The sequence below is a fragment of the Pseudonocardia sp. TMWB2A genome (genome assembly GCF_017312135.1).
Genome location: NZ_QKQY01000004.1, coordinates 195,518 through 217,140, shown reverse-complemented (window position 1 = coordinate 217,140; position 21,623 = coordinate 195,518). Strand labels below are relative to the sequence as shown.

Annotated in this window: 21 protein-coding genes and 1 pseudogene; 9 read left to right on the top strand and 13 right to left on the bottom strand. The window is 69.6% G+C overall.

The genetic code is table 11. The annotated features are described in order from the left end of the window. From DMP17_RS46195 to DMP17_RS46170, 6 genes and pseudogenes are all read left to right on the top strand, one after another. Positions 1 to 220: pseudogene (locus DMP17_RS46195) on the top strand (hypothetical protein); the annotation flags it as partial. 1,006 nt (positions 221 to 1,226) lie between these two features. Then, entirely contained in the window at positions 1,227 to 1,748 is a 522-nt protein-coding gene (locus DMP17_RS46190; RefSeq protein ID WP_337833019.1) for an XRE family transcriptional regulator, read from the top strand. 425 nt (positions 1,749 to 2,173) lie between these two features. Further along, positions 2,174 to 3,793, top strand: coding sequence for a prolyl oligopeptidase family serine peptidase (locus DMP17_RS46185; protein ID WP_337833018.1), 1,620 nt, complete (start codon positions 2,174 to 2,176; stop codon positions 3,791 to 3,793). Positions 3,794 to 3,814: 21 nt separating this feature from the next. Continuing rightward, complete coding sequence (locus tag DMP17_RS46180) at positions 3,815 to 5,173, top strand: GGDEF domain-containing protein (RefSeq protein ID WP_337833017.1); 1,359 nt, start codon at positions 3,815 to 3,817, stop codon at positions 5,171 to 5,173. Positions 5,174 to 5,301: 128 nt separating this feature from the next. After that, the gene (locus DMP17_RS46175; RefSeq protein ID WP_337833016.1) at positions 5,302 to 5,865 is read left to right on the top strand and encodes an ImmA/IrrE family metallo-endopeptidase; all 564 of its coding nucleotides are present in this window, start codon (positions 5,302 to 5,304) and stop codon (positions 5,863 to 5,865) included. 7 nt (positions 5,866 to 5,872) lie between these two features. Next, complete coding sequence (locus DMP17_RS46170) at positions 5,873 to 7,105, top strand: DUF6545 domain-containing protein (RefSeq protein ID WP_337833015.1); 1,233 nt, start codon at positions 5,873 to 5,875, stop codon at positions 7,103 to 7,105. On the opposite strand, the gene DMP17_RS46165 is transcribed toward DMP17_RS46170, so the two are convergent. From DMP17_RS46165 to DMP17_RS46150, 4 genes are all read right to left on the bottom strand, one after another. After that, a complete protein-coding gene (locus DMP17_RS46165) occupies positions 7,081 to 7,779 on the bottom strand; it encodes a hypothetical protein (RefSeq protein ID WP_337833014.1) in 699 nt (232 codons plus the stop codon). The two genes, DMP17_RS46170 and DMP17_RS46165, sit on opposite strands and share 25 nt — an antisense overlap. Before the next feature lie 138 nt (positions 7,780 to 7,917). Beyond that, the gene (locus DMP17_RS46160) at positions 7,918 to 8,829 is read right to left on the bottom strand and encodes a hypothetical protein (protein ID WP_337833013.1); all 912 of its coding nucleotides are present in this window, start codon (positions 8,827 to 8,829) and stop codon (positions 7,918 to 7,920) included. 4 nt (positions 8,830 to 8,833) lie between these two features. Further along, positions 8,834 to 10,198 (bottom strand): GGDEF domain-containing protein, encoded by a 1,365-nt coding sequence (locus DMP17_RS46155; protein ID WP_337833012.1) that lies wholly within the window; start codon positions 10,196 to 10,198, stop codon positions 8,834 to 8,836. A gap of 1,081 nt (positions 10,199 to 11,279) precedes the next feature. After that, positions 11,280 to 12,512 carry an MFS transporter gene (locus DMP17_RS46150; RefSeq protein ID WP_337833011.1) on the bottom strand — a complete coding sequence of 411 codons (1,233 nt, stop codon included), beginning with the start codon at positions 12,510 to 12,512 and terminating at the stop codon, positions 11,280 to 11,282. A 207-nt stretch (positions 12,513 to 12,719) separates the two neighbouring features. Between DMP17_RS46150 and DMP17_RS46145 the strand changes: the two genes are divergently transcribed. Continuing rightward, the gene (locus tag DMP17_RS46145; RefSeq protein WP_337833010.1) at positions 12,720 to 13,160 is read left to right on the top strand and encodes a helix-turn-helix domain-containing protein; all 441 of its coding nucleotides are present in this window, start codon (positions 12,720 to 12,722) and stop codon (positions 13,158 to 13,160) included. A gap of 10 nt (positions 13,161 to 13,170) precedes the next feature. Here DMP17_RS46145 and DMP17_RS46140 read toward each other — a convergent pair whose 3' ends face one another. The 9 genes from DMP17_RS46140 to DMP17_RS46100 form a co-directional block, all read right to left on the bottom strand. Beyond that, a complete protein-coding gene (locus DMP17_RS46140; RefSeq protein WP_337833009.1) occupies positions 13,171 to 14,301 on the bottom strand; it encodes a hypothetical protein in 1,131 nt (376 codons plus the stop codon). A 154-nt stretch (positions 14,302 to 14,455) separates the two neighbouring features. Further along, positions 14,456 to 15,679 (bottom strand): glucuronyl esterase domain-containing protein, encoded by a 1,224-nt coding sequence (locus tag DMP17_RS46135; protein ID WP_337833008.1) that lies wholly within the window; start codon positions 15,677 to 15,679, stop codon positions 14,456 to 14,458. A 428-nt stretch (positions 15,680 to 16,107) separates the two neighbouring features. After that, positions 16,108 to 16,302: a hypothetical protein gene (locus DMP17_RS46130; protein ID WP_337833007.1), complete on the bottom strand. Its 195-nt coding sequence runs from the start codon at positions 16,300 to 16,302 to the stop codon at positions 16,108 to 16,110. Continuing rightward, positions 16,299 to 17,186, bottom strand: a complete 888-nt coding sequence (locus tag DMP17_RS46125; protein WP_337833006.1) for a hypothetical protein — start codon at positions 17,184 to 17,186, stop codon at positions 16,299 to 16,301. Before DMP17_RS46125 ends, DMP17_RS46130 begins: the two co-directional genes overlap by 4 nt. Before the next feature lie 577 nt (positions 17,187 to 17,763). Further along, a complete protein-coding gene (locus DMP17_RS46120; protein WP_337833005.1) occupies positions 17,764 to 17,940 on the bottom strand; it encodes a hypothetical protein in 177 nt (58 codons plus the stop codon). Continuing rightward, positions 17,933 to 18,301 (bottom strand): hypothetical protein, encoded by a 369-nt coding sequence (locus DMP17_RS46115; RefSeq protein ID WP_337833004.1) that lies wholly within the window; start codon positions 18,299 to 18,301, stop codon positions 17,933 to 17,935. Before DMP17_RS46115 ends, DMP17_RS46120 begins: the two co-directional genes overlap by 8 nt. Further along, complete coding sequence (locus DMP17_RS46110; RefSeq protein WP_337833003.1) at positions 18,291 to 18,581, bottom strand: hypothetical protein; 291 nt, start codon at positions 18,579 to 18,581, stop codon at positions 18,291 to 18,293. Before DMP17_RS46110 ends, DMP17_RS46115 begins: the two co-directional genes overlap by 11 nt. Before the next feature lie 128 nt (positions 18,582 to 18,709). Continuing rightward, positions 18,710 to 19,276, bottom strand: a complete 567-nt coding sequence (locus tag DMP17_RS46105; RefSeq protein WP_337833002.1) for a hypothetical protein — start codon at positions 19,274 to 19,276, stop codon at positions 18,710 to 18,712. 97 nt (positions 19,277 to 19,373) lie between these two features. Beyond that, a complete protein-coding gene (locus DMP17_RS46100; protein WP_337833001.1) occupies positions 19,374 to 19,919 on the bottom strand; it encodes a head maturation protease, ClpP-related in 546 nt (181 codons plus the stop codon). Between the two features lie 110 nt (positions 19,920 to 20,029). Here DMP17_RS46100 and DMP17_RS46095 point away from each other — a divergent pair, with 110 nt between their 5' ends. Then, positions 20,030 to 20,491: a hypothetical protein gene (locus tag DMP17_RS46095; RefSeq protein ID WP_337833000.1), complete on the top strand. Its 462-nt coding sequence runs from the start codon at positions 20,030 to 20,032 to the stop codon at positions 20,489 to 20,491. Beyond that, positions 20,491 to 21,618, top strand: coding sequence for a hypothetical protein (locus tag DMP17_RS46090; RefSeq protein WP_337832999.1), 1,128 nt, complete (start codon positions 20,491 to 20,493; stop codon positions 21,616 to 21,618). The genes DMP17_RS46095 and DMP17_RS46090 overlap by 1 nt, the downstream gene beginning before the upstream one ends. The last annotated feature ends 5 nt before the right edge of the window (positions 21,619 to 21,623 follow it).

Here is a 21,623-nt window from a genome sequence, read left to right as displayed (position 1 = left end):
GGAGGGCCGTCGCTGTCCGTGCCGTATCTCAACCACCTGCGCCGGGGGGCGGCGCGACAACCCCACCAAGACGACCTTGGAAGGCATCGCCCGCTTTTTCCAGGTGCCAGTGGCCTATCTGTTCGACGACGACCTCAGCGAGTCCGGCGACCCCGACCGGCACCTGCTGGCGGTGGTGCACAAACGCCAACCTGGAGAGCTTCGTCGAACTTGTCGCTGAGCTGCCGGAGGAGACCCGACAGTCGGTGGCCCGCATCGTCGAGGACCTGCACCGGTTGCACGGTGGACGGCGCGCGGGCCGCGGCTAGGACGAGTTCGTTCGCACCTGAGCCTCCAGGGCCAGATGGATCGCCAGCAGGGAGCGATTCAAGTCCGCGACCCGGGTGAGGTACTCCCCGGTCGACCCGCTGAGCTCCTCGACCGCCGAGGGAGTGAGGGGGTCGGGTGGGGTCCCGTCGAAGCACTGACATCGCCCCGATCGCCGCGGTGGCGACCGCTGCCAGTTCGTCGTCCAGAGCCGAGAGCAGGGCTTCGGCAGACGACGACGACAGGGCGAGGATCTGCTCGCGAGTCCGCATGAGCTCGCTGTGGTGTCGGGCCTGCTCGCGGTCCATCAGGAGGGCCACGACGTCCGGGGCCAGCCGGGGCCGTGGTGCGGCGTCGAGGCTCTCGGACACGGCAGCGGGTAGAGGTTCGGTCACGACGACCTCCTTGTGTGCGTGCCCCGCCATGTCGCCGTCCGGAGGGGCTGCGGCCTGTGGGGCTGCTGTCATCACGACTGGTGCCCTCCCAACGCTGTGGCCGGCTGTCGGTCGCGGCGATCACCATCCGTCACTGCCGCCTCCTCGCTCCTGTCGATGGATCCGACCGCAGCGGAAGAGACGCGACCGAACGAGCCACAGCGTAAACTGATATAGAAGGCACTTGTCAACTGGTGTGGAACGCTGCGTTGCATCCGGCAAGGTCGCGGGGCGGCCCCGCGTGGTGCAGAGCTGCTCTCAGGCTCGAGGTGCAGGAAAGGCGCTGGCGTGCAGGAAGTTCGCGATGGCGGTTCGGGGTCGGCGTGTCGAGCGCTTGCTGTCTCCTCGGCCCCCGGAGCGGGTGAGCGCGGCTGAGGCTTGGTTTCCTGCACCCCTACCGACTAGTCTCTACTGAAGTAGAAAGGGGGAGCGAGTTGACGACCACGACCCCGTCGCCACCGGTCGACCGCGACGCTCGCACCGAACATGACTGAAAGTGACGCCAACGCCAGCGACGCAGCTGCGCCGTCCGAGCGCGCCACGCTGGCGGAGAAGCTCAACGCGCTGTTCGCCAACATCGTCGATCCGGCAACAGGGCGGCCCTACAGCAATCCCGGGGCGGCGACCGCGATCGAGCGCATGGTCGAGGCGCTTCCCGAGGCCGACCGGGCAGGCCGGGTGATCTCCCAGCAGTACATCTGGCAGCTGCGCAAGGGCGCGAAGACCAACCCCACGGTGAAGCACCTGGAGTCGCTGGGGGCCTTGTTCGGAGTGGGAGCGGACTACTTCCTCAACGAGTCGCGGTACCAGCAGGTCGCCCGCGAGCTGGAGACCCTCAAGACCCTGCAGGAGACAGGAGTGGAGCAGCTCGCCCTGCGGGCCCGTGATCTGTCCCCCGCCGGGCTGGCCGCGGTCGAGGCCGCACTCGAGCACGCCCGCTCGTTGGAGGGGCTGCCTCCACGCCGCGAGGACCCCACCGGGCTGGACAAGAAGCGCCGGACCTACTGACACCGCCCCACTGACGTGCCGGATCGGGCGAGGCCGTGATCGGGCTGTCGACGTGCAGCCCCGGTTTAGGCTGCGCCCGTTCGCATTCGATGCCGACGCCACGGCTACGACCGGCAGAACCCAGTAGGCCAGGAGGAGCACGATGGACGAGGCCGCCGTCGCTGCCGGCGACAAGCCGGGGCTGACCTTCACACCTCCCACGGAGCTGTTCGCCGACCCTGAGCGGGAACGCCGTTGGCGAGCTCGGGTCACGGGAACGACGCTGGGGCTGCCGCACTCGGCGGCCCGCCGTCCCGAGCGCAGCATGCTGGGCAGTAACCGGTCGGGGACCCATGAGCTGTGGCTGTGGGACCGCGAGGCGGACTCGCTGGTCCAGGCGACCGAGCGGGAGTCGGGAACCGAGCACGGAGCGCTGTCCGCCGACGGTGAGTGGCTGTGGTGGTTTCAACGACACCGGCGGGAACGAGTTCGGGCACTGGGTCCGCCAGCCCTTCGACGGTGGCGCCGCGAAGGCTGTGGCCCCCGAGGCTGGCGACGGCATCGCCAGCGGGCTCGCGCTCGGGCACGGGCCGACAGGTGCGGTGGCGGTGTTCGCCCTCGCGGTGCGCCAGGGCATCGCGGTCTGGAGGCAGTTCGAAGGTCAGCCGGCCGAGGCCATCTACCGGCACGAACAGGACGGCATGTCCGGGCCCATCGCGCCGGACGGCAGCCGAGTGGCAATCCGCCACTCGGAGCACGGCGACGCCAGCACGCCCGGCATCCGGGTCCTCGCAGTCGACAGCGGCGAGTCCCTGGCAGAGATCCGGGACGAGGGCAAGCAGCTGCTCCCCATCGGGTTCGCGCCCGCCGCGGGAGATCCGCGGCTTCTGGTGCGCCACGAGCGCCGAGGGCGCCACGAGCTGCTGCTGTGGAACACCGACAGCGGGGAACAACAGGAGCTGGCCATCGACCTGCCCGGCCAGGTGGACGGGATCTGGCTCGACGCCGAGACCCTCGCGATCCGGCACACCCACCACGCCCGCGTCACGCTGCACCTGTGCCGCGCGGACGGCTCGGACCTGCGAGCGATCGGCCCGAGCGACGGATCGGTGCTCGACGTCGAGCGCCGCCCGGGCGGCGCGCTGGAATACAGCTGGACCTCCTCTCAGAAGGCGCCACGGGTCTATCGGTGGAGCCCGACCGACGGCTCGCAGCCGCTGTTCCCCGACTCCCACGATGCGCCGCCCGACGGTGCCCCCGCCTCGGTCGAGTGGGTCGACGGGCCGGGAGGGCCCATCCCCGTGCTGGTCGTCAGACCACAGAACGCCCCATCGACACCGGGCCGCACCCTGTTCTGGCTGCACCCCGGCCCCGACCTCGATGACGCCGACGTCTACTCCCCGCGGCTGGCCGTATGGGCCGACGCGGGGTGGACCGTCATCGCCACCAACTACCGAGGTTCCACCGGCTACGGTGCGGCCTGGCGGCAGGCCATCGTCGGGCGCCCCGGGCTCACCGAGCTCGAAGACCTCGCCGCGGTCCACGGCTGGGCCCTCAGCCAAGGGCTGGCCGACCCGCAGGCCTGTCTGCTGGCCGGGTCCTCCTGGGGCGGGTACCTCACGCTGCTCGCGCTCGGCCTGCAGCCGGAGCGCTGGCGCGGCGGGATCGGTGTCGTGCCGGTGACCGACCACGCCATGAGCTACGAGCTCGGGCAGGAGCCGCTGCGTGCGATGGCCCGGGCGCTGTTCGGCGGGTCCCCGGAGGAGGTACCCGAGCGCTATGCCGCCGCGTCGCCGCTGGCAGTGGCCGAGCACGTCCGCGCACCGGTCGCGATCATCGCCGGACAGAATGACACCCGGATCCCGATCCAGCAGGTCGACGCCTACGCCGACAAGCTCAGCAGCCTCGGGCGGGCCCCGGCGGTCTACCGCTTCGGCGGCGGGCACGGAAGCCAGGTGAGCGGCACGCTGGAGGAGTTCCTGCTGATCTCGGTCAGCTTCGCCGAGGCCGTCATGGCCGTCGCCCCCGGCGCCCCGACTCCGGACACCGGGCTGCAGCCCCGCTGACCGGTGAACGGGAGGACACCGATGGATTCCAGACCCGACGGACCCACCCCACCTACCCAGCGGCAGCGACGGCTGCCCCTGCTGAATCTGCCCCGACCGGCCCTGGCCTACGTCATCGCGGTCGAAACACTGGCGATCGCGCTCGTCGTCGCCGCTCCCACCCGGGCAGAACCGGCACAGATCGGGTTGGCCGCGCTCCTCGTCGCCGCCTGCATCCTGCAGCACGAAGCGGCGCTGTCGGCCGAGCGCGGATACCGGCGCGCGACCATCAAGCGGGAGAGCACCACCGAGACCGGCCACCTGGTCACCAACTCCGTCTACACCGTGGTGGCCGCACTACTGCTCCCTCCCGCTCTGATCGCCGCGACCGTCGCCGCGATCTACGGGTACCGGATCCTGCGCATCGACCGCCCCCGCATCCCGCGTGAACGGGGGCCGGTCTACCGCACGATCTTCACCGCCTCGACGGTGGTCATCGCCGGGATCGCCGCCCACTACCTCGCGGCCGCGCTGGGCCTCGACCTCGCCGCCGGCGCGACGACGTTGGTGCCGATCGCCTCCACAGTCCTGGCACTCCTCGCCTACACCTCGGTGCAGGCAGGTCTGGTCGCCGGCATCGTGTTCCTGGCCGCCGGACGGCTCGCGGCCCGCGACATGGTGACCGACCTGCGTCAGCACGGCTTCGAGCTGGCACAGCTCTGCATCGGGGCGGTGGTGGCGTTCATGCTCGCCTCGTCCTCACCGTGGCCGGTCCTGCTCCTGATCCCCACCCTCTGGCTGCTCTCGCGCAGCGTGCTGGTCTCCACGGTCGGGACCACCGACCACGACGACGGACTGCTCAGCCCGGGGACCTGGCACCGGGCGGCGACGGCGGAGCTGCAGCGGGCGCGCAGGCGCGGCACCGCCCTCGGGGTACTGGCGGTCGACCTCGACGGCTTCCGCCGCATCAACGACGCCTGGGGAGTACGGGCCGGGGACCATCTGCTCGACGAGGTCGCGCGGATCCTGCCCACAGCGGTCCGGGCCGGAGACATCGTGGGAAGGATGCACGGCGAGGAGTTCGTGATCGCCGCCCCGGCCGCCGATCGGCACGACCTGGAGGTCCTGGGCGAGCGCGTCACCGCCGCCGTCGCCGCGATCGACACCGCCGCGGTCCTCGACGTCGAGCACGGCACCGCGCCCCGACTCACCGCCAGCGTCGGCGCGGCGGGGTGGCCCGACGCCGCCGACAGCATCGACCAGCTGCTCACCCGAGCCGACGCCGAGCTCAACCGGGCGAAGTCGCAGGGCGTGGGCACCGTCAGCGTCGCCACCACCGCAGTGACCAGCGAAGCCGCCGCGATGGTGGCCCGCACCACCGCGGGAGGAACAGCCGGATGAGGGCGCAGAGAACCCACCGTCACAGACGGCGACGCGAACGCCAGTAGCGTTCCTCCACCGGATCACTACTCGTTGAGGCTCGCCCGGGGTAGACCTACTGTGATCAGTTTCCGGCCGAGGGACATGAGATGCGGGTACGCAGACGCGCACAGAGCGAGGAGCCGGCGAGCTGGACCCAGCTCGTCGCCCGCGCCCGCCGCAAGCTCCGCGACGAGGGACTCGAACCCTGTCCGGAGTCTGAGGTCGACCTCGAGGCGTTCGCGGAACGGCTCGGGCAGGCCCGCGGGCTGACCATCCGCCTGCTGCCGGTCGAGCTGGGGGCATCGGCCCGTGAGCTGTGCGGGCTGTGCACGGTTCCCCGTCCCGGCGTCGCGGTCGTCTTCTACGCCCACGCGGCCAGCGAGCTCGCCCGGCGCCACAACATCGCCCACGAGCTAGGTCACCTGTTCTTCGACCACCAGGCCCACAGCGCCCGGTTCCGCCCCAGCTTCAGCACGGTGCTGTCGGACTCCCAGCAGCGGCTCAGCGCATGGATGGGCAACGATCCGTCCTACGGCGCGCACGATGAAGCCGAAGCCGACGCCCTCGGCGCGGCCCTGCTGGGCTTCGGACCGGGCAGACGATCGCACCGCTGGGTGGCCACCGCCGAGGTGCGCGCCGCGGCCGCTCGTCTGGAGTCCGCGTTCACATGAGGCCCCGATGCACCTGACCCTGAGCCTCATCGCTGCAGCCACGCTGCTGCTGGCCGCGGTGCTGGGACTGCGCCGGCGAACGCAGCCCGCGGTGGGGATCACCGTCGCAGCCCTCTTCGCAGGTGTCGCCGCGCTGCTGGGTGCTGTACCCAGCCCCGGGACACCGACGGCGCGGGCCTACCTCGCCGCCGGGATCCTCGTCGCGATCGGGCTGGCAGGGACCGGACTGTTCACCACGGCAACAGCGCTGTCGCGCCGCCTCTACGCGATCTCACCGATCGCTGCCGGAGGCGGTGTTCTGCTCGGCCAGATCCTCCTGCTCGTCGACGGGGCCCTGCTCCCCCTCGTTGAGCCTCGCACCGGCGGGAGCTGCTACCCCCAGCTCGTCATGCTCACCGGTCTGACCCTGGTCTGGCCGATGGTCGGCACCGCGGTGCTGATCGGGCACGGCCGACGGGTGCTGCGCTACATCCCCAGCACTGCCATGCAGACGACCTTGCGGCTGTCCGCTGCACTGTTCGTGGCGGCCTTCGCCGCCCTCGCGGTGCTCGCCGCGCTGCAGCTGCACCCCGCCGCCAGCCCGCTAGCCCAGGGGGCGCTCGCCGCGAGCGACGTCGTCCTGCTCTGCTGCGCGACCCTGCTCGGCCTCGGGCTCGTCGCCACCCGCCTGAGCGGCCCGCTGCAGCCGGTCATCGAGCAGGTCCGGGCCGCCGTCCTATTCCTCCGGCTGCGCCGGCTCGAAGGTGTCCTGGTCTCGGCAGTGCCGAGCTGGCAACAGAGCGAGGCCATCGCCCGGCCGAGCCTGCTGCGGGAGCGCCCGGACGCGGCGCTCTACGCGCGGATGGTCGTCATCTGGGACACGACACGCGCCCTGCTCAGCGGGGTCCCCACCCACGTGGTGTCCGCAGCGGTCGACTTCGCCCGCGAGCACGGCTCCGGCACCTCCCCCGACCGCCGGGCGGCGCTGGCCGAGGCCAGCTGGCTGGCCTGGGCCCTACGGGGCGGGCGGGGCGACGGTCCGGACGCGACGTTCCAGGTCCTCGACGCCGAACCGCCACCCCGTACCGGCGAGCTCCTGGCCGAAGCACGCCTACAGACCGAGGTCTCCACACAGCTGCGACACGGGCGACTGGTCGAGCCCTTCCTGCGACACCTCCAGAGCACCGAAGCCGAAGACGCTGCGCAGGGGAGCGGCATCGGCCAGGAGCCGGACCGTCAGCGGGTTGCGCCGGACTCGTAGCGGAACAGGACGGCGAGCTGGGGCACCGACCGGCGCACGTCCCGTGGCGAGGCGACGGCCAACATGGTCAGGTCCTCAGCCGCAGCCCACAGCTGGTCAGTGGAGGACAGATCACCGTCGCGAGCGCGTTCGGTCAGACGTGTGATCGCGGCGTCGCTGCGCGGGCTCACGTGCGCGACCCGCCACAGCAGATGACGAGCGGCGGCACAGAAGGCATCGTCGGGCCGGGCGGCCTGCCGACTGTCGAGATGGGCGAGCAGCTCCCAGGTCGGCTCTCCGACGCTGGGACGCACCGCGAACAGCGGGCGCGCACCTTCCCGCTCCCGGACCGCGTGCTCCCGGCTGTGCATCCGGCTCGACCAGACCACGAAGCCGACTGCAGCGGTGACCAGCAGAAGCACCTGCAGCGCCTCGGTCGCCATCACGACAGCAGCGGCGAGCCCTCCGCCGGCCAGCAGCGAGACCACGACGATGCGCGCCCGACGCGGCCCGGTGGCGGACACGTCGTCGGCAGCGTCGGACAGCAGTGCCGTCATCAGCGGTCGGGGCAGAAGGGGATCGGCTACGACCAGCTGGCCTGCCCGCGGCAGCACCGCGCCCCACCAGGTCAGCTCCGCGCCGACCGGTGACGAGGCGGCAGCTCCGCTGAGCTGCCAGCTGTTGCGTGCCGCCACCGACGCAGCCTCCGTGAATGCTTCTCGCCCGCTGAGCCCTTGCCGCGCTCACCCAGCAGCATGACGCTGCGAATACAACACATCGCGCGTTGTGGGACTAGCCATTGGAGCACCCCGTCACCCAGTGAGTCCAACCGCCTACACGAAGCGCAACGGATCTTGTGACGCAAGGTAGTTGCAGATGGCAAAGGTCGCGTGACGGGAGTGTTCGGCGCGACCGTCGACCTCCCCGAGGGCGTGCGTCAGGGCCGAGATCGGCACGCCGGCGCTCAGCGCGAGCGAGACGAAGGTCTGCTCCAACGCCGCCGGCGTCACCTGACGGTCCAGGCCGACCGCCGCCGCGACCGCAGTGAAACGCTGGGCGGCCTCCACCGGCGAGAGCCGCTCGCCGGCGTCCAGCGCCCGGAGCAGCGGTCCCTCCGATCGCCCGGCGGTGCACTGCGTCAGGGCCGCGGCGGTCGCCGCAGCGAGCGGAACCACCGACCGTCGCCCCCACCGTCGAGGTAGGCGAACCACGGGCAGACCGTCGGTCGACGCGACGTGCTCAACGTCCAGGCTCAGAGCCTCGCCCACCCCGAGCCCGTTCACCGCGACGAGAAGCGACAGACCCAGGATCGGCGCGTCGATCACCTCCGCGGTGTCGAGCAGCCAGATCAGCGCCGTGGGCTCGAGGGCGCCATCGGGGGCAGCGGCGGAGGCAGGACTCGGCGACACCGCCGCGGCCCCCGAGGAGGTACTCGGTTGCGCGGCGGCGTCGTCGGCAACCGTCGACCGGAACTGCTCCAGGACCGTCTCGGCGCGCTCCCGGTCCCGGTAGGTATGGCCGACCGGGGCCGTGGCCAGGAACGCCCGTATCGCCGTGGGATCCAGAACCAGCGGATCGGAGCCCTCGCGGCGACACCAGCGCTCCCACGCCCCGAGCACCTGACGCGCCGTGCGACGTGCGCCGCCTGCACAGGCGTGAGACACGAACTCCGCCGACTGCCGCAGAAAGCCCGCGTCGCCCGCGTCGTCCACCTGTCCGGCACCGCTCGCGTCGTCTCTGCGCACGCCCTCATGCTCCAGGTCGCGGCGACGGCACCGCCGGGCCGGGCGGGGGAGCGGCAGGCGGAGGCGGAGTGGGGCCGTGACTGACGAGGACCCGGTTCCGCCCGGCGTTCTTCGCCGCGTAGAGCGCCCCGTCCGCGGCCGCGAGCAGAACGTCGAGATCGCGGCCGGCCTCCGGGTAGACCGCGGCCCCGATCGAGGCGGTGAGAGCGGAGACCTGCATCGGGGGAGCCTCGTCGCCGTCGACCTCGACCGTCAGGGCCTCGATCCTCCGACGGATCCGCTCTCCCACGTCACGGACCGCTCCGCCGTCGCGGTCGGCCGGCACCCGCACCCCGGCCAGGGCGATGACGAACTCCTCCCCGCCGAAGCGTCCGGCGGCGTCGCGGTCACGGATCTCGGCCTCGATCACCTCGGCGACCGCGCGGAGCACCGCGTCACCGACCAGGTGCCCGTAGCGGTCGTTGACCTCCTTGAAGTAGTCGAGGTCGAGGATCAGGACGCCGACGTTGGAGCGGTCGCGCTCCGCCGCGTCGAGCAGCTGCAGCGCCTGCGAGCGCCAACCCTCCGCGTTCAGCAGGCCGGTTTTCGCATCCGTCGCCGCCCGTGTCTCGAGCTGCCTGATGAGAGTGGTCTGTTCCATCAGAACGAGCGCAGGAATCAGCAGTGCCACGAGCGGAAGGTGGTCCGGCATCACCGCGTAGGCCACGATTGCGCCAAGACTGAGCGTGGCGGTCTCCAGTGCGATCTCGCCGCCGGCCAGGATCGCCAAGAACCTGCTCCCGGGCTGAGCCAAGCGGATAACGCTCACGACGAGCAACATGTTCGTGCCAGTGTAAACCGCTAGACACGCCGCAATCTCAACGATCGCGAACCATGAGTTCGACCCGTCGAAGCCTAGTCGGACCGCTGCGACCAGATAGACGGCCAACACGACGGTGGACGTCGAGTAAAACTGTCGATGGGGAGGGGTCCCGGCGGGCCGAAAGACGCGGAAGTACAGATGGGTATAGCTGACGATCACGGTGCACGCTGCCGGTAGTGGCGGCAGCAGCAACGCACCCGCGAATGTCCACACCGAACTCAGGTCGATATACCTGGTCTCTGCGATGCGGCGGCGCAGTCGCTCAGCGCGTAGTGATATCTCGGCGTGCACGCCACTGAGGACCACCAGCGCACCCGCGGTCAGCCACACCGACAGCCCGCGGGGGACGCCGTGAATGACGATGTCGACAGTGAGTAGGCACACAGCGGCGAGTTCGACTGCGACAAGTAGCGCCCGAACGCGAGGCGGAAGTGACCAGAGCCGCCACGCCGACAGCCTTGACCGGAGGATGCTCCGGTCGGCGTGTCGCGCGGCGGATGAGGTCACGAAAATCCTCGAATCGTAGATCGTTTTTTCCCGTCTCAGCATAGACGGCGGCGAGCGGTTGCATCCCAGCTCAGTTGTGTCGCTCTCATCGATCCGCAGGTCGCCGGGAGGGCCCAGAATCGGCTATCAAGATCAACTGTGTCGCTGACGTGGCGATGTTTCTCGCCTACCCTGTCGAGGCCGTCGCGAGCCGGGGCGACCTCGGACGCGGGTGTGGTCGGCAGAGCTGCGCCGCAGCTAGGCCATTTGTCGTAACCCGGCGGAAGTCGCCACGACTAGAGGGGGAGCTGTGCGTAACTGGAACTGGTAATGAGTAAAGAGCCTGAGCGTAAAGGTGTCGGACTCGATTGAAAGGGGCTGTAATGCGCAACTGGAACTGGTGAACGAGGCAGGCGAATGAAGCAGGCGACGGAAGCGGGGCTCGATGAGATGGGATCTGGTGAACGTGCGTAATTGGAACTGGTGAACTGGAGTCGATGGTAAGTCGTGACGATTGGAGGTGGCGAGATGCGTAACTGGAACTGGTGACAGGTGGTCGGGTCATGGCGGGTGAGGAAGAAGGGAAGGTGCGGGTAATGCGTAACTGGAACTGGTGATAGCGCTGCCGATGGGTCCGCATGTCCTGCGCGAAGGAGGGGTTTGAGTGCGCAACTGGAACTGGTGAACGTGGAGTGGCCTGTTCTTGTCGCTATAGGAGGGGAGTGTGCAGTGCGCAACTGGAACTGGTGAATGCATCCCGCTGGTAGGTATCGCGTGAAGGGAGATGGCTCGTGCGCAACTGGAACTGGTGACTCGACGATTCCTGGGGATTCGCGAAGGGAGAGGAGAGGGCTCGTGCGCAACTGGAACTGGTGAACGGTTGGGATCGTCAGGTCGAACGACTAGGAAGGAGGATGGATGCGTAACTGGAACTGGTGACGCGATTCTGGTCGAAACAAGCAAGAGAGGAGAGGCGACGTGATGCGTAACCGTGTGTGGATCTGAGGTCTTCACTGGCGACGGCCAGGCGGTGAAAGTGCGAAGCACGACGACGGTGAGGCGGTGGGGAGCCCGAGTGGAAAGTCCTCGGCACCCCCACCGCTCACAGCGCTCGGGCCGACCCAGACACCGCCAAGGCCGCGAGCCCGACCCCAGCGACGGCGGCGGTGACCGCCACCGCAACGCCAGGGGAGGACCACTCGGCGAGCAACCCGGCCGCGAGAAGGCCGATACCCTGCGCGCCGATCAGGCCGGCGGCGGCAAGCCCGGTCGCGCGCCCCCGCGCCCTGGCGGGAGTCCGGCGCACGAAGCCGGCCTGAGCCTGGATCAATGCGGCGGCCACGGCCGCTCCGCTGAGCGCCCACAGCGCGGCGACCGCAACGACCGACGTCGCGATCGCGCTCACCATCAGGGGGACCCCCGCTACCACCGCAAGCGGGAGCATCCAGCGCTCCCGGGCCCCCTGGGGGACCCAACGGGTGAAGACGATCGCCCCGACGACGCTGCCGGCAGGGATGGCTGCCAGCAGGATCCCGACGGCGACCGGACCAGCGCCCAGCTGCGCGGCGTACGGAGCAGCCACCCCCTCAGGGGCGATGTAGGTCCCGGCCATCCAGACGACGAGGGCCAACGTGCGACGCGAGGGATCGGCGAACACCGTGTGCGCCCCGTCGGCGATGTCACGCCACCAGGAACGGACCTCGCCGGCCTCGGCAGCAGCGGGCGCCGCCCGAGCCGTGACCCCGGCGGTCAGCACGACAGCTGAGAGGACGAAGGTCCCGGCGTTCGCCAGCAGAGCGGTCTGCGGACTCAGCAGAGCCAGCAGTGCGCCGCCGGTCGCGAACCCGGCGACCTGCGCGATCTGCCCCGTCACCTGGCGAACGGCGTACCCGCGTTCGAGCAGGTCGCCGCGCAGGATCTCGGGCAGCAACGCCCCCTGCGCCGCCGAGTGCGGGGAGCCCAGCAGCACCATGACCACGATCAGGGCGCACAGCACGGGTAGAGGAAGGCCGGGCCACGCCATCGGTACGACCAGTGCCGCGCGGGCGAGGTCGCTGCCGATCATCACCCGGCGGCGGGGATATCGGTCGGCGACCCATCCCAGCAACGCACCGCCGAGCAGCGCGGGTAGGAAGGTCAACGCGTACACGGTCGCCGACAGGGCCGCCGAGCTCGTGCGGTCGTAGACCAGTACCGAGAACGCCACCCGAGCGAGCTGGTCGCCCAGGATCGAAACGACCTCAGCCGACCACAGCGCACGGAACTCACGAAGCGCGAAGACCTGGGTCAGACGGCGGGGCCCAGGCACGGCGGCTGCAGAGTCGGCATCGTTCATAGTCGGCGGCCGACCATGTCACGAACAGCAACACGCCGGATACCCAGGGTGCGACCCCGCACACTAAGCGAACAACACTCGCGAACAGCTGATCAGACACCGCTCCGACCGGGGCACGGCGTCCCTGCGTCGGGATGGCGCCACTGGCCGGTAGAACTACCGTCAGCCTCCTCGAAACTCGGGAGTGGGCCAGATGAGGGGGGCAGGGTGGTGGCGCAAGGGGACTCCGCGGGCTCGCGATCTCTGGCGGACAAGCTGAACTACCTGTTCAGCACGCTGGAGTCGCAAGGTCGGCCCACCACTCTCGACGAGGTGGTCGCGGGCATCCGGGCCTCCGGCGGATCGGTGTCGCGCGGGACGCTCAACCACCTGCGCCTCGGGCGCACCACCAACCCGTCGAAGGCAACCCTGGAGGACATCGCCCGGTTCTTCCAGGTGCCGGTCAGCTACCTGCTCGACGACCCCTACGCCCAGGTCAGCACCGAGGAACTCGAGGTGCTGCAGGTCGTGCGGCAGGCAGAGATCGCCGAGCTGGTCCGGGCCATCGGTCATCTCCGGCCGGCGACCCGCCGAGCGCTGGAGCAGGTCGTCGCTGATCTGCGGGCCATGCCGACGCCCGGACACGCCGAGCGCACGGACCGCCCCTGACCTCCCCCGCTCATCCGGCAGTAGGGCTCGCGACCAGCCGCGACGGATGGCGGTAGTTGGGGCGCTGTTCGGGTGTCGCGGGGGCGTCGGGACCCACCGCGAAGTATTCGTTGACCAGCAGAGGGGCCGTCGCGGCGGAGGCGATCCTGTCCTGGCCGGTCCGGCCGTCGAGGACCAGCGGTCCGGCGTCGGTGTAGCCGTAGACCATGCCGTGCCAGGCGGTGGTGACCGTCGGTGGGACCCGTCCCGAGTCGCGGGTGATCCGCCACTGCTCGACGCCGGCGGCGTCGAACCCGAGGACGGCGTCGGTGCCGACGTAGGGGGCGAGCGAGCAGATCGTGAGGGCCTGGTCGTCGGAGCGGCAGGACCAGCCCAGCTGGCCGTTGAGCGGACTGTCGACCGGCCGCCCGGTCGCGATCTCCACGACCTGGCTGCCTCCGGCCGGGCGTGACAGGCTGCTCAGGTCGACCAGCATCCGAGCTCGGCCGACCGGCCACACCGCGCTGCCCGTGAGCCCGGCCCAGCGGGTGCTGCCGTCGCCGATGCTGAGGCCGCGCAGTTCACGCTCGACGAGGTCGCGGGCCTCGACGGCGACGGTGCCCTCGCCGACGAGCACAGCAGCGACGCCGGGCGCGGACCATCGCAGGGTTCCCCCTGCCAGGTCGACTGCGGCGGTGTGGGCGGTGGCGGAGGTCGAGGCGCTCACGATGGCCGTGGTCCCAACCACGCCGGCGACCGAGACCGTGAAGCCCGTCAGCGACTCCTCGAGCCACTCGGGAGGCAGAGGGACGGTGATGGAGGACAGCGTGCGGGCGGTGCCCGGATCCGCGGCGACCAGCTCGATGCCGCGGCGGGCCGGGGTGGTGCCCTGGCCGGGCTGCTCGACCGGCCAGGCCGCCAGGACCCGACGGCCCTCGGGCAGGTCGGCCAGCACCGGGGCGCCGAGGACCGGCGGGGCACCGATCGCGGTCGGGCGGGACACGTCCAGTCCGCTGAACAGCGGGGCCTGGGGGAAGCCGCCCACGATGGCCTCACCCGAGGTCAGGTCGACCCGGGTCAGGCCGGTGTCGGACAACGACCAGCCGTAGACGCCGTCGAGGACCTGCGGGGCCGGGAGTCCGGTGTCCCCGCCGAGGGACAACGCGGCGGGCCCGAACGCCGTCGGGGGATCGAACGCCTGCCTGGCAGGCGGGGGCGGCGTCCCGGGGGAGCCGGTGGGGGATGGGGCCGTGCACCCGACGAGGAGCAGCGCCGCGGCCGCGCCGGCGACCGCGGCTGCGACACGACGCCGCTGATCAGCGCGTGAACAGGTTGCTGCCCAGGTAGATCTGCCAGTCGGCGTCTTCAAGCCCGTGCCCCCCGGATCGCAGGTGATAGCTCATCCCCGGGCCGCGGAAGCCCTTCCCCGTGGCCGGCGGCCAGCTGGCGGAGGACAAGCCGGTCTCCCCGAGCCCGTAGAGCTCATAGACCGGGGCGGCACCGAGGTAGGACAGGAACTCGCCCTGCGGGTCGGCGTTGCCGTCGTCGGCGGCCGAGGCGACCACGACCCGGCCCGGCGCGATCAGCGCGAGCAGCTCGTTCTGGTCCACCGGCAGGGCGTCGGCGTTGCCGTCGAAACGCTTGTAGGTCTCGGGGAACCAGTGCGGGAACTGGGAGTTGATCGCCGAGATCGATTCGCCCGAGGAGTCGCGGCGGGCGAGCTTCGCGCCGGTGGAGCCGGAGTTGTTCGAGATGACCACCGGGAACCGCGGGTCCTGGGCTCCGGCCCACAGCGCGGCCTTCCCGCCGCGGGAGTGTCCGATCACCGCGACCTTGGTCGGGTCGATGTCGGGGTCGGTCTGCAGGTAGTCCATCGCTCGGCTGGCGCCCCACGCCCACGCACTGATCGTGCGGCCCGCGTCGGCCGGGAGGTCCTGTCCGGCGGGGTAGAACGCGTTGATCACGCCGTTGCGGTAAGAACCGGCGTCGTCGGGGGCGACCTCGTCGGCGTTGAGCGCGGCCAGGGCATAGCCGTCACCGGTGATCGTCGAGACCGGGGCGTAGCCCCCCGAACCCGGGTCGTCTCCCACCGAGCCCCGGTGGTCGATCAGCAGGAACGTGCCCTTCGGCTTGCCCGACGACGGGGTGAACAGCCGCAGCGTGAAGCTCGCCGTGTCTTCAGGCCCGGTCACCGTGATCGTGACCTTCTTGGCCGACCCGCCGCCGCCGCTGCTGTCCTCGGAGAACGTCGTCTTCGTCGGTGCGGGTAGCGAGGTGCCGTAGACGTTCTTCTGGAAGGCCTCGAGCAGCTGGGGGCGGCGCTGCTGCTCCCACTGGCGCACGCTGGTGACACGACCACCCGAGTCCAGAGCGAGCGGATCCGGGACCTCCAGGCCACCCAGCGGGACCGCCGCCCGCACGGCCGCGGCGGCCACGGCCGGGGACCGGTCGACGCCGACCGTCGCTGACCGCGTCACCGCGACCTCGGACTCCTCGGCGGGGAGCACGGCCACGAGCAACGCGACAGTCCCGGCGACCACACCTATCGGTGCACGCCGGCGGCGAGTCCCAGCCCTCATCCGACCGTCCATCCTTTGATACGAGGATGGTAAAGGATCTAGTCGATTAGATCTACTGTGTAGTGGTCCGCTTGCGCGCTCTGCTTCCGGGCAGCTTGTGGTCTCGCACCGGTGCGGTTGGCACTGTGGTCGTGCTGCGGTCGCCTTGGGATACGGCCCTCCTGTTCGGGATGCAGCCCACCTCGTTGGGTATGGGGACAACCCTGATCAGCGGTGCCGGGCAGGCCAGGGATTATCTCGGATGCAGGCGTCGAGGGACGGGCTCGAGGTGAGGTTCATAGGGAGAGCCCCGGTCTGGGGCGACGAGCCCACCGCCCAGAACGACGTCTTCCACCATGAAGCGGTTGTTGGTCGGCGGCCGCAGTGTCATCTGCGACCCTGGCCGGAGATCAGCGCCTCCGGCGAGGGACGAGGGTCGTCAGCACGGCGCGGGCGTCCTTACGGCGGGCTGCGTCCGGGTGGAACAGCGCGACGGCGGCCGCGGTGACGATGACGATGACGATGAGCGCCACGAGGATCGTGGCGATGATGGAGGTGAGCTGCACACCGCCGTTGGCGAGGCTGTGCAGGACGGGGGCGATCACTGGGTCTCCTCGTCGAGCTCGCCGAGGGCGTCCTCGATGTCCGTGGCGATGTCGGCATCCGTGGTCGCCTGGTGCGCGTAGCGGCTCTTCGCAGCGGTCTTGCGCGCCTCGATGGAGTAGTCCCCCACGAGGGTGTACCGGTAGTCCTGGGTGAAACCGTGCTCGGACTTGGCGTTCTCGATCCACCTCTGGTCACGCAGCAGGATGCCCGCGCGGACGAGCTCACGGAGTCCAGCGCCGATCGTCGACGAGGACAGGCCGTACCACTCGGAGGCCTTCTGCTCGGGCATCGGGAAGCCGCTGGGGCGGCTGAGGGCGATGAGCAACATCGCCTTGCCGGGCAGCTCCAGCTTCGTGTGCAGGTTGTCGGCCCAGTAGCTGTGGGGGAACTGGAGCCAGCGGTCGTCGCGGCTGTGGCCCTCCGCGCGCTTGAACTCCTCGCCGCTGCCGTCCTCCCGCAGGAGAGTCAGGACGGAAGCGCGTTTCCGTCGGCTCCGCAGAATGAGCTTGCGCTGCTCCAGGCGCCGCATAACCTTCGAAACGGCTGCCTTCGCCGAGGTGGGGGTGGCGGTGTCGCCGATCCCGAGCAGGCGGGCCCAGGCGCCGGAGTGGAGCACCGCGGTGTGCGGGGCCGCCGCGCTGGCGATGCCGTGGACGAGCAGGTAGGCATCGAGACCACGCTCGTCGTGGCCCGTCACGAAGCTGGCGAGCGGGCCCGGCTTCGTGGTCTTGCCGTGGCCGAGCTGGACGAAGCCGTTGCGGATCGGGACGATCGACCGACGTGTCGGTGCGAGAACCTTGTGGATGCTCTCGTCGCGGGGCGGGGGCGGGGGGCGACGACGATCAGCTGCCGGGGTGGACCCGGTGCGGGTGGACGGACTCATGCCACTTAGATTGCCAGGCTGAAGGGCCCCGGGATGCAGGGCGAACGGACCTCAGTTACCGGCTCGCCTCGTACGATGCACAGTGCGTGCTAGGCCCGATGTTACGCCGCTGCTAGGCCCATGCGACGTCCATTGCCGTTCACCGTCCGGGGACCTCGATCAGCTACCTGGTGCTGTGCTGTCGGCACCGTCCTGCGAGAACATCACACCGGATGGAGCCGACCGGTGGGGACGGTTGGTTCTGGCAGGTGCCGACTGATGTACGGACCGGGCGCCCTGATGGGGAGCCCACCGGGAGTAGGTGTGGGGGGCGCCCTCCGAGCGCGACGACTCGCTGGTGCGCACCGTCGTGCAGGTCCCTCGCTCGAGGGGGCCCGGTGGCGGAGGTTCCTGGCCGAGGAGAAGAGGAACCCCATCCCGGGGGCAGCGCCGGCCTGCCCGCTCTCGCCCTGCTGCGCCCTGTCGATCTCGAATGACGTCGACAGGGTCCTGACCTCGGTCCAGCTGAGCAGGTCACTTCGTACAGGCCTCTGGAGAGCCCGATGAGCCTGTGCTCGGAGCCGAGGTGCGGACGTTGTCAGCTCCCGGCGATGACGATGCGGGTGCCCTCCGGGGCTGGTGTGTCCAGGTCGGTCACCTGGACGCCGTCGAGGCGAACCCGCCCGGCCTCGAAGTGCATCGCGAGTCGATCGCCCAACGCGGCCGCACGAGTTCGCACGGTCGGGACTTCCGGCGGCGCGGTCTCATCACTCACGCCGGTCATCGTAGGCGGCGCCCATGCCTCTGCCACCGCGCCGCAGCTTCCCCGACGCAAAATCGGCCAGGATGTCGTCACCGAACGCGAGGTCGCCCCGCACTCCGGATTTGATCATCAGCCACGACTCCGACGCCTGCACCGCCCGCTCCCGGGAGACCCCCTCCGCGAGGTAGGCGTCCCGGACCGCGTGCACGCACGCCGACAGCTCGTCGCCGTAGACGCCCTCCATCGCGGCCTTCACCGACGGGTCGCGGGCGACGACCTCCTCGTACCGCATCCGCTCCGCGTCGCACACCGCCTGGATCCGCGCCACCGCCGCGTCGGTCAGCTCCGCGGCGGACGGCTTGTCACCGGTCACGCTCGCCGGCCTTCCACCGCCGGATCGAGTCTCGCATCCCCCACAGCGGGTCCTCGCGGCGCCGACGGTCCTCCGCCGCGTCGCGTGCGTCCCTCCGCCGCTGCACCTCCGCGCGCAGCTCGACCAGGTACGCCCGCCCCTCGTCGGTGGGGACGTGATCGGCGTCCACGAGCCCGTACCGGCGCAGCCACCGCAGCGACCGCCAGTGCGCCGTCGCCGCCGTCACCTCGCCCTCGACGAGGCGGTGCAGCGTGATCCGCTGGAGGGGCGTCAAGTCCACACCTTGGATCGTGACTCAGCGAGTAGCCGTGCCGCCACCGGGCATCCCGCCGAGGTGCGGTGCACGGTCGAGCCCCGCGCCGAACCGCACAGCCGGGGGCGCCCCCGCGGCGCTCCCGGCGTCCCGGGTCACCCCGCGGCGTACACCCCGCGGCAGGTCTCGACGATCGGCCCGAACACCGCGGTCCCGCCCGCCGGGGCGACCTCCTCGCGAGGCGTCAGGTTCGGCGCCAGGGTCGCGCCCATGTCCCGAAGCAGCGCGGCGCCGTCCCCGAGCTGCCTGGTCAGGACCCGGTCGTCGGCCGTGCCCGCCGCGCCCTGGACCTGCTCCGCGGCGGCGAAGGTGAAGAACGCCGCGTCCTCGGGCGGCTGCTCGAGGTCGATGTCCCCGACGGCCTGCATCTGCTCCTCGGCGACGTCGCAGGCGGTCACATCGGCGGCCGTGTAGCTCGACCCGCCACCGGTCCCACCGGCCGCCGAGGCGGAGGTGTCGCCGTCGCTGGTCATGTAGTTCACGCACCCGATCAGCGCGCCCACGCACATCAGCCCGACCACGCCGGCCTTGATCTTCTGCTGGAGCCCGACGCCGCCCTCCCGGACCTCGACCGGCCGCCCCGCGGGCTGTGACACGGGCGGCACCGCACCGAGGCGCACCGTCGGGGCGTCCATCTCGACCCCCGGCCGCCCAGCAGCCATCGGCGGCGGGGGTGCCTGCCCTGGCTGCGGGAGCCCGGCCTTCCGCCGCTCCTCCGCGGCCTTTCCCCGCAGCTTCGCCTGCTTCCGGGGTTGTTGGTCAACGCGGCCTGTCGCTCGTAGTTCCGTGCGGCGTACTCGGCGAGGCGCTGGGACAGTCGACTGTCCCGCCCGCACGATCTGCATAGACCGCTGCAATGTTGGCTGAGATCTTGTCCAGTCGAGTGACCATGTCGGCCATTGCTTCGGCATTGCCCATGCACATGCCCCAGGCCTCATGAATCATCAGTTCCGAATGGCGGTTCATGATTACTTCGTCACCGGCCATGGTAACAAGCCCTGCTGCTGACGCAGCGAGACCGTCGACTGTTACTATCACTTTTGCTGAGTGGTCACGCAAAGCGTTGTAGATGGCAATGCCATCCCATGCGTCACCACCAAGCGAGTTGATGTGTAGCTCGATGGTCTTAGTGTCAAGGTCTTTCAGCTCGTTCACGAACGACTTGGCAGTGGTGCCCCAAATGCCAATCTCGTCGTACAGCTCAATCGTCGCAGTCTTGTTGCCCTTGGCGAAGACGCGATACCAGCTTTCATTCTGAGCCTTGCCAGACATAACAGGTGCCAGTTGACGGCGTGGGTCGTTCATTGACTGCAAAGCGTATTCGGAGAATCGACCGCGATAAGGGATTCTCTAGCAACCCCGAAGCCTCGACCGACGATCTCGGCAGGTCAGGCTCACTCCGGTAACCTCGGTAGGTGGCGGAGACACCCGACGAGCTGGCCCGCAGGGCGGCTGTCGAAGCTCAGGAGCAGGCACATGCCGAACGCATCGCAACACGGCAGCGGTCTCAGGTCGACACTGCGAAGGTCGTCGTGACGTTCGCCCAGGCCATCGCCGCCACGCTCGTGGGTACTGGCCTCCAGGTGACGCCGAACCTCTGGCCTGATGCCGTGGCGACTGTTCTGCTCGGCTTCGGGTTCCTGCTCGCCCTCGTCACGGTGTTCGCCGATCGCCTCATCGAGCCTGACTTCGGAGCGATCAGCCCCACCGAGACCGACACCTCGAAGCTCAAGATGATGCAGGTCCTCATCACGAGCTGCGCCCGGTCCAACGAGGCAGTCGTCGGCCAGGTCAAGTTCGCCGCAGCCGCCTGCCTGTTTGTCTCGTTCCTCGCTGGCCTTGTCGCCGCAGTTGCTCTACTGGTTGGAGGTACCTGATGTCCTACACCAAGGTTGTTGGCTGGGGGCCGTTCCGACTCCCAGGGGAGCGTGCCCGCCGCAAGGCCATCGAGGACGCCGTAGCGGCTGTCCCTCGGCAGGAGCCGGCCGCAGCAGACACGCCACCTGAGCCAGAGCCACAGCCCGCACCGGCTTCGGGTCCGAAGCACGCAGCTGCGCCGGAAGAGGAACAGGACACCGCTGCGCCGAGACCGAGCAACCTGATTCTGGACACAAGCCTCAACTGGCACATCTCCGAAAGTTCCGCAGAGCTGACACTCCCGGAGCACTCTAGATCCCTTCTTGCGATCGTTCCTGAGCCTGACCTTTTCGTAGGCGGCTTCGGCGTCAATCCGAGCCAGACTGACCTTACAGAGGAGCGGTCTCAAGTAGTCGAGTACCTGAGCAACGTCGCTAGTAGTCACCTGATCGAGGTTGCCAAACTGATCGATAAAGCCCAGATCAGTGAGTCGCAGCTACAAACTATTCAGTCCATCGCTTATGAGTACGAGGCCTCAAACAGTCTCCGATTGAAACTGCTTTGGGCTGACAAGCTACGAGACGCCGCTCGCAATCCTGGTACGCATTCTCCGCTTTACGAAGCGTCAAACAAGCTTTGGGAAACTCTCAAAGACGTCGAACGCGCATTGCATCCAGTAAAGCCAAGCTCGAGGCTTGGGCGGATGCCTGACCTGTACTTTCACGCAGTGCCGGGCAAGCCTGCCCTTGCTAATGGCAATATTGAGTCAATGCAGTTAAACCTGCAGCACCAGCTCTCTGAACTGCAGAAAGATTTCTCAACCTTCGCCACGGGGGCCGGACCCGATCTCAAGCCAGCCGACGTGACCGAGATAGTGATGATCCTTGAGCGGCTACGTCTGGGATCGGTCCACGACATGCTTGAAGCTATTGTCGATCTGAGGGATAGCCTCGACAAGCGTAAGAGAATCAGTTGGACAGCTCGCAACATGGACGCCCACGCCGAAACGATCCACCATCAGCTGCGGCTTCTTGAAGCCCTGATTGGTAAGAACGAAGCTCGCGTCACTCACGACACTCCCGTCAAGCCGGACGACGACGCTGAGACGAACGACCCGTCTGGCACCGGGGCTGGCGGACGTCGATAGTCAAG

Excerpts from the sequence above, each read along its gene's own strand:
- DMP17_RS46190 (WP_337833019.1), top strand. The coding sequence starts at position 1,227 with ATGACTGAAAGTGACGCCAACGCCAGCGACGCAGCTGCGCCGTCCGAG.
- DMP17_RS46180 (WP_337833017.1), top strand. The coding sequence starts at position 3,815 with ATGGATTCCAGACCCGACGGACCCACCCCACCTACCCAGCGGCAGCGA.
- DMP17_RS46175 (WP_337833016.1), top strand. The coding sequence starts at position 5,302 with ATGCGGGTACGCAGACGCGCACAGAGCGAGGAGCCGGCGAGCTGGACC.
- DMP17_RS46170 (WP_337833015.1), top strand. The coding sequence starts at position 5,873 with ATGCACCTGACCCTGAGCCTCATCGCTGCAGCCACGCTGCTGCTGGCC.
- DMP17_RS46150 (WP_337833011.1), bottom strand. The coding sequence starts at position 12,512 with ATGAACGATGCCGACTCTGCAGCCGCCGTGCCTGGGCCCCGCCGTCTG.
- DMP17_RS46125 (WP_337833006.1), bottom strand. The coding sequence starts at position 17,186 with ATGAGTCCGTCCACCCGCACCGGGTCCACCCCGGCAGCTGATCGTCGT.
- DMP17_RS46105 (WP_337833002.1), bottom strand. The coding sequence starts at position 19,276 with ATGGCTGCTGGGCGGCCGGGGGTCGAGATGGACGCCCCGACGGTGCGC.
- DMP17_RS46100 (WP_337833001.1), bottom strand. The coding sequence starts at position 19,919 with ATGAACGACCCACGCCGTCAACTGGCACCTGTTATGTCTGGCAAGGCT.
- DMP17_RS46090 (WP_337832999.1), top strand. The coding sequence starts at position 20,491 with ATGTCCTACACCAAGGTTGTTGGCTGGGGGCCGTTCCGACTCCCAGGG.